The 5,427-nt window shown below is 61.8% G+C and carries 7 protein-coding genes; 4 read left to right on the top strand and 3 right to left on the bottom strand.

The window, feature by feature from the left end:
- Positions 1–33: 33 nt before the first annotated feature.
- From J0I64_RS04455 to J0I64_RS04445, 3 genes are all read left to right on the top strand, one after another.
- Positions 34–1,077, top strand: coding sequence for a Gfo/Idh/MocA family oxidoreductase (locus J0I64_RS04455; RefSeq protein WP_291406405.1), 1,044 nt, complete (start codon positions 34–36; stop codon positions 1,075–1,077).
- A gap of 110 nt (positions 1,078–1,187) precedes the next feature.
- Positions 1,188–1,439, top strand: coding sequence for a GlsB/YeaQ/YmgE family stress response membrane protein (locus J0I64_RS04450; protein WP_291406404.1), 252 nt, complete (start codon positions 1,188–1,190; stop codon positions 1,437–1,439).
- 126 nt (positions 1,440–1,565) lie between these two features.
- Positions 1,566–1,802: a DUF2798 domain-containing protein gene (locus J0I64_RS04445; RefSeq protein WP_291406403.1), complete on the top strand. Its 237-nt coding sequence runs from the start codon at positions 1,566–1,568 to the stop codon at positions 1,800–1,802.
- A gap of 17 nt (positions 1,803–1,819) precedes the next feature.
- Here J0I64_RS04445 and J0I64_RS04440 read toward each other — a convergent pair whose 3' ends face one another.
- Together J0I64_RS04440 and J0I64_RS04435 are read right to left on the bottom strand one after the other, a co-directional pair.
- On the bottom strand, positions 1,820–2,092 hold the full coding sequence (locus J0I64_RS04440) for a DUF2277 domain-containing protein (protein ID WP_291406402.1): 273 nt from the start codon (positions 2,090–2,092) through the stop codon (positions 1,820–1,822).
- 90 nt (positions 2,093–2,182) lie between these two features.
- Positions 2,183–3,784 carry a bifunctional metallophosphatase/5'-nucleotidase gene (locus J0I64_RS04435; protein ID WP_291406401.1) on the bottom strand — a complete coding sequence of 534 codons (1,602 nt, stop codon included), beginning with the start codon at positions 3,782–3,784 and terminating at the stop codon, positions 2,183–2,185.
- A gap of 249 nt (positions 3,785–4,033) precedes the next feature.
- On the opposite strand from J0I64_RS04435, the gene J0I64_RS04430 reads away from it, so the two are divergent.
- Positions 4,034–4,684 carry a ThuA domain-containing protein gene (locus J0I64_RS04430; protein WP_291406400.1) on the top strand — a complete coding sequence of 217 codons (651 nt, stop codon included), beginning with the start codon at positions 4,034–4,036 and terminating at the stop codon, positions 4,682–4,684.
- Between the two features lie 6 nt (positions 4,685–4,690).
- On the opposite strand, the gene J0I64_RS04425 is transcribed toward J0I64_RS04430, so the two are convergent.
- Complete coding sequence (locus tag J0I64_RS04425; protein WP_291406399.1) at positions 4,691–5,329, bottom strand: DUF1109 domain-containing protein; 639 nt, start codon at positions 5,327–5,329, stop codon at positions 4,691–4,693.
- Between the last annotated feature and the right edge of the window lie 98 nt (positions 5,330–5,427).

Below are 5,427 nucleotides of genomic sequence, written 5' to 3'. Positions count from 1 at the left end.
AGCGGCCGCCGCGGCGGCCAAGGAATCAAAAGAATGCGTATCCTCATTCTGGGTACCGGCGGCATGGCCAATCAGCATGCCAAGCATTTTGCGGCGATTGACGGCGTGACGCTGGCTGGCGGCGTGGACGTCGATCCGGCCCGCGTGGAAGCGTTCAACAAGATTCATGGGATCGAGAAGGGCTTTGGCTCGCTCGATGCGGCGCTGGCCTGGGGCGAGTTCGACGCGGTGGCCAATGTCACCCCGGACAGCATCCACCACCCGACCACCATGGCGGCGCTCAATGCCGGCAAGCACGTCTTCTGCGAAAAGCCGCTGGCGACGGACCATGCCAAGGCCATGGAAATGACCGAGACGGCCGAACGGCTCGGTTTGATCAACATGGTCAACCTGACCTATCGCAATGTCGCGCAGCTGCAGAAGGCCCGCGAGATCGTGCAGTCCGGGCTCGTCGGCAATGTGAAGCATTTTGAGGCGAGCTATCTGCAGAGCTGGCTGGTGTCGAAGGCCTGGGGCGACTGGCGCACCGAAAGCCAGTGGCTGTGGCGCCTTTCCAAGAAGCATGGCTCGAACGGCGTGCTCGGCGATATCGGCGTGCATATCCTCGACTTTGCTGCCTATGGCGCGGGCAGCGACTTCTCGGAAGTGTTCTGCCGGCTGCACACCTTCGACAAGGCCGAGGGCAACAAGATCGGCGAATACGATCTCGACGCCAATGACAGCTTTGCCATGACGGCGCAGCTCGAGAACGGCGCGTTGGGCGTGATCCACGCGACGCGCTGGGCTACCGGGCATTTCAACGAACTGCGCCTGCGCGTCTATGGCGACAAGGGTTCGGTGGAAGTGCAGCACCGCCACGACTGGTCAAAGCTTTTCACCTGCCTCGGCGACGATATCGAAACCGGCGTGTGGACCGAGGTTGCCGTTGATCCCGTAAAGACCAATTACGAGCGCTTTGCCGAGGCCGTCCGCGATGGGAAGAACCTCGAGCCGAGCTTCCGCCACGCGACCAATATCCAGAAGGTGCTCGATCTCGGCACCGTGACGGATCGCGATCGGACCGAGCACAAGGTCTGACTTTTCTGAACGACGAAAGGCCCGCAGCGATGCGGGCCTTTTTTGTTGCTGCGTCTTGCAAGCAGGCCCGGTGATTTCAATTTATGTCTGGCAATCGTGGAGCGCGTCGCATGGGTATCCTCTGGGCTATTATCATCGGTTTTCTTGCGGGCGTTATCGCCAAGCTCATTACGCCGGGACGCGATAAGCCGCGCGGCTTCATTCTGACCACGGTGCTCGGCATTGTCGGCTCGGTGGTGGCCACCTGGCTCGGGCAGCAGATCGGCTGGTATGGGCCGGGAGATGGCGCGAATTTCATTGGTGCCATCGTGGGCGCAGTCGTCATCCTGCTGGCCTGGGGGCAGTTGGCGCGGCGGGTATGAGGGCTTGTGTCCGCATGGGTTTGATGGCATAGGCGCGGCAGTGCTCTGAAAGCTCCGTAAGCGTTCACGTCAATCAACGCGTTTCTTGTCCCGCCGCACCGTGGTGGGCCTCACGGAGTTCGTTGCATGGCTTTTCGCAAGCTGCCCCGGCGCTATGGCGCCTTTGTCACCCCGTTTTTCCTGTCCTTGCTGATGACTTGCGTGGTCTCGGCGATCAGTGTGCTCAAAACCCAGGGTTTCGGTCCCGAGGCTTTGGCTGCATGGCCGACGGCGTGGCTTGTTTCCTGGGTCGTGGCCTTTCCGGTTTTGCTGCTGATGCTGCCGCTGGTGCGCAGGCTGACCGGCCTCGTGGTCGAGGGCTAGAGAGGGCGCCCTGCGGTTCAGCTTGTGCCGTAGCGTTCGCGAGCCCGTTCACGGGCCTTGGCTGCGACGACCTCGCGATCCCTTGGCGGTGCCTTGGTGTCGAGGGCGTTCAGCAGCTTGCGGACGGATTTCTCGATGTCTTCCACGGCGTCGTAGAAGGCGGCTTCGTTGGCCTGCGAAGGGCGGTTGAAGCCGGAGATCTTGCGGACGAATTGCAGGGCCGCCTCATGCATTTCGTTCTTGCTGGCGGGCGGCTCGAAGTTGAAGAGCGGCTTGATGTTCCGGCACATGGGCGTTTCCCTTTGCGCGATATCGCAGTGGCATGGTCTACAACGCAAAAGGGCGCCCGATGGGCGCCCTTCGCATGAGTGGACAAGACTTTACTTCACCGTGATGCGGCCATCGAGGTAGGGCGTGTACTCGCCGCCGAGCTTGGCGATGTAGTCGGCAACGACCTGCTCCAGCGGCGGGCCGAAGTCGTAGGGATTGTCGCCCGAGGCGAAGGTTTCGTAGCCGTCGCCACCACCACGCACGTAGTTGTTGGTCACGACGATATAGTCGGCGTCTTCGTCGATCGGCACCCAGGTGTCGCCTTCGCCCTTGACGAGGACGTCGCTGACGCGTTCGCCCGGAGGATTGGCGAGGGTGTAGGTGTACTTCAGGCCTGCGACCTGGGCGAAGCGGCCGGCGCCGTTCTCGATGTCGCTGGTGCCGTTTTCGAGCGCCTCGATCACGTCGGCGCCGCTGATCTGCACGGTGGCGAGGGTGTTCGAGAAGGGCAGGACGGTCAGCACGTCGCCGACGGTGATCTTGCCGGCGTCGATGGAGGCACGGATGCCGCCGCCGTTCTGGAAGGCGATCGATGCGCCCTGATCGGCAACGCGATCAAGGATGGCATCGGCCAGGAGGTTGCCCATGGTGCATTCCTGCACGCGGCAGACTTCGCGGGCGCCTTGGAGCTTTTCGGTGGTGGAGCCGATGACCTTGCTGGTCATTTCCTCGATCGGGCCGAGCAGGGTCTGCAGCTGGCCCTTGAAGTCTTCGTTGGCGGTGACGCTGGCGTCGATCAGGTAGGGTTCGCCTTCGGCCTTGATGACCTTGCCATTGTCATCCCAGGTGATGGCGATGTCGCCCAGATACTTGCCATACTGGTTGGCCTGGACGACGGGAACTTCCACGCCATCGGGATTGGTGACCATGGTGGGGTAGGGGCCAGCGGCGCCTTCTGCCGTGTTGGAGAGCAGAGTGTGGCTGTGGCCGCCGACGATGACGTCGACGAGCGGCAGGGAGGCCGCGACGTTGAGGTCTTCGGTGTAGCCGATGTGGCTGAGGAGAATGATCTTGTTGACGCCGGCGGCGTCGAGCGCTTCGGAGGCGCCGCGGACATACTGGATGACGTCGTGGAATTCGACGTCGCCGGGCGAGGCGATTTCCGGGGTGTCTTCGGTGGTGGCGCCGATGATGCCGATCTTTTCGCCGCCGACATCGAGGACGATGGAGCCACGGACCTTGCCGCGCAGGCCTTCATCCTTGGTGACGTCGAAGTTGCCGCCGATGATGGGGAACTTGGCCGCTTCGATGAACTTCAGGTATTCTTCCGGGCCGTCGTCGAATTCGTGATTGCCGGTGGCGACGACGTCAAAACCCATCTGGTTGAAGAAGTCGGAAACGACTTTGGATTTGTAGGTGGTGTAGTAGAGCGAGCCCTGGAAATTGTCGCCGGCCGAGAGAAGCAGGGAATTGCCGTCGGCATATTTGGCGCGGGTGTCGTCGATGATGGTCTTGAGGCGCGCGATGCCGCCGAAGCACTCGCCCTTGGCGTCGGTCTCTGCATCGCAGTTGGAATCCGAGCCGGTGATCGGGTCAAAGCGCGAGTGGAAGTCGTTGATGTGCAGGATGTTGAGTGTGAACTCGGCATGGGCGGCGGTCGAAAAACCGGCGCAGAGGGTGAGCGCGGAGGCGCCCAGCAAAAGCTTCTTCATCCCTGTGGTTCCTTCGTTATTGCAACAAGGCCCTGCTTCGACATCAGGCGCTCCCGACATTTTTCGTGCCGCCACTGAAGCATTAAGGAGAGTTAACCAGCTAATTGTGACAGTGGAAAGTGTTTCATTTCCGAGATTTATCCGGTGGTTGGCCACGCGCGAGCGCTGGCTGCAATCGATGCCATATGGGGTTTCAATAGCGGATGAGTCAGGTATTCTCCGCCCCGTTTGATTTGAGGGGGTACCCTGATGCGCAGTGCTTTGATCGTCTATGGCGGCTGGGAAGGCCATGATCCCGAGGAATGCGCGACGATCTACCGTCGCTGGCTGCACGAAGATGGCTATGCGGTGCGTACGGCGACCGAAACCAGCGCCTTTGCTGATCCCTCCATTCGTGACCTGTCGCTGATCATCCCGATTTTCACGATGAGCAAGATCACCAAGGAAGAGGTCGAGAACCTCACCAAGGCTGTCGAAGGTGGCGTGGGTCTTGCCGGGCACCATGGCGGCATGAGCGATGCTTTCCGCGATGCGGTGGACTATCAGTTCATGGTCGGTGGCCAGTGGGTGGCTCACCCGGGCAATATCATCGACTACACGGTCGATGTGAGCAAGCCCGAAGACCCGATCATGGCGGGGATTCCTGCCAACTTCCCGTACAAGTCCGAGCAGTACTACATGCATGTCGACCCCTCGAACGAGGTGCTGGCGACGACGACCTTTACTGGCGAGCATGCGTCATGGATCGACGGCGTGGTGATGCCGGTCGTGTGGAAGCGCAAGCATGGCAAGGGCAAGGTGTTCCACATGACCCTTGGCCATCAGGCCAAGGAATTCGAGAACACCAATATGGCGACGATCATGCGCCGCGGCATGAACTGGGCGGCGAAGGACGAGTAGTCCCGCCTACCAGCGCAGCATGACGCTTCCGATGATGGCGCCGAGCAGTGCCGTCATCGCCATACCCAGCGTGTACCAGACCGCCATGAACATCATGCCGGTCTCACCGCAATAAAAGGCATAGGCCAGCGCGCCGAAGCCGCCGGCGACGAGCCCGGCGGCAAAGCCAGCCAGGGCAGGCGAGCGTGGCGCCAGGCCACGCATGGCGGACAGCAAGACACCCAGAATTGGCAGGCCGGTGAGCGTGATGAGCCATGGGCAAACCATGGCCGTATCGCCCATAAGGGCGGGCATGGCCCAATCGGCGCGCATCCAGTCCACTGTGCCCAGGACAAGCGCAAGCAGCACGAGCAGGCCGGCGACCAAGAGCGGCCAGACGATGCGACCATCGGGCCGGGCAAGGACTGGCGCGGCGGCGAGGCCGAAGAGGCCGAAGGCCAGTGTATAGCCGAACTTTACCCAGAACATGGGGCCGCCAAAGGCACCACCGAAGGGCCGGCAAAGCATGCGATCCAGCACGAGCCAGGCGGCCAGCGTGGTGATGGCAAGGCCGATGACAAGGGCGAGCCAGAGGCGGCGTTCGAGCGCGCGCGGGGCGATGGGTTTCAGATCGGCCGAAAGGCGGGCGATGAGGTCGTCTGTCATGGTGCGCCCCTCCCGAACCTGGACATCAGGGATTTTAGGCCCCGATGAATGGAGACTTTGGCAGCGGTTTCGCTGATGCCGTGACGGGCCGCGTCTTC

Source organism: Devosia sp., assembly GCF_017307565.1.
Taxonomy (GTDB): domain Bacteria; phylum Pseudomonadota; class Alphaproteobacteria; order Rhizobiales; family Devosiaceae; genus Devosia.
Note: the sequence above shows the minus strand (reverse complement) of the source record. Positions and strands in the feature narration are given on the sequence as shown.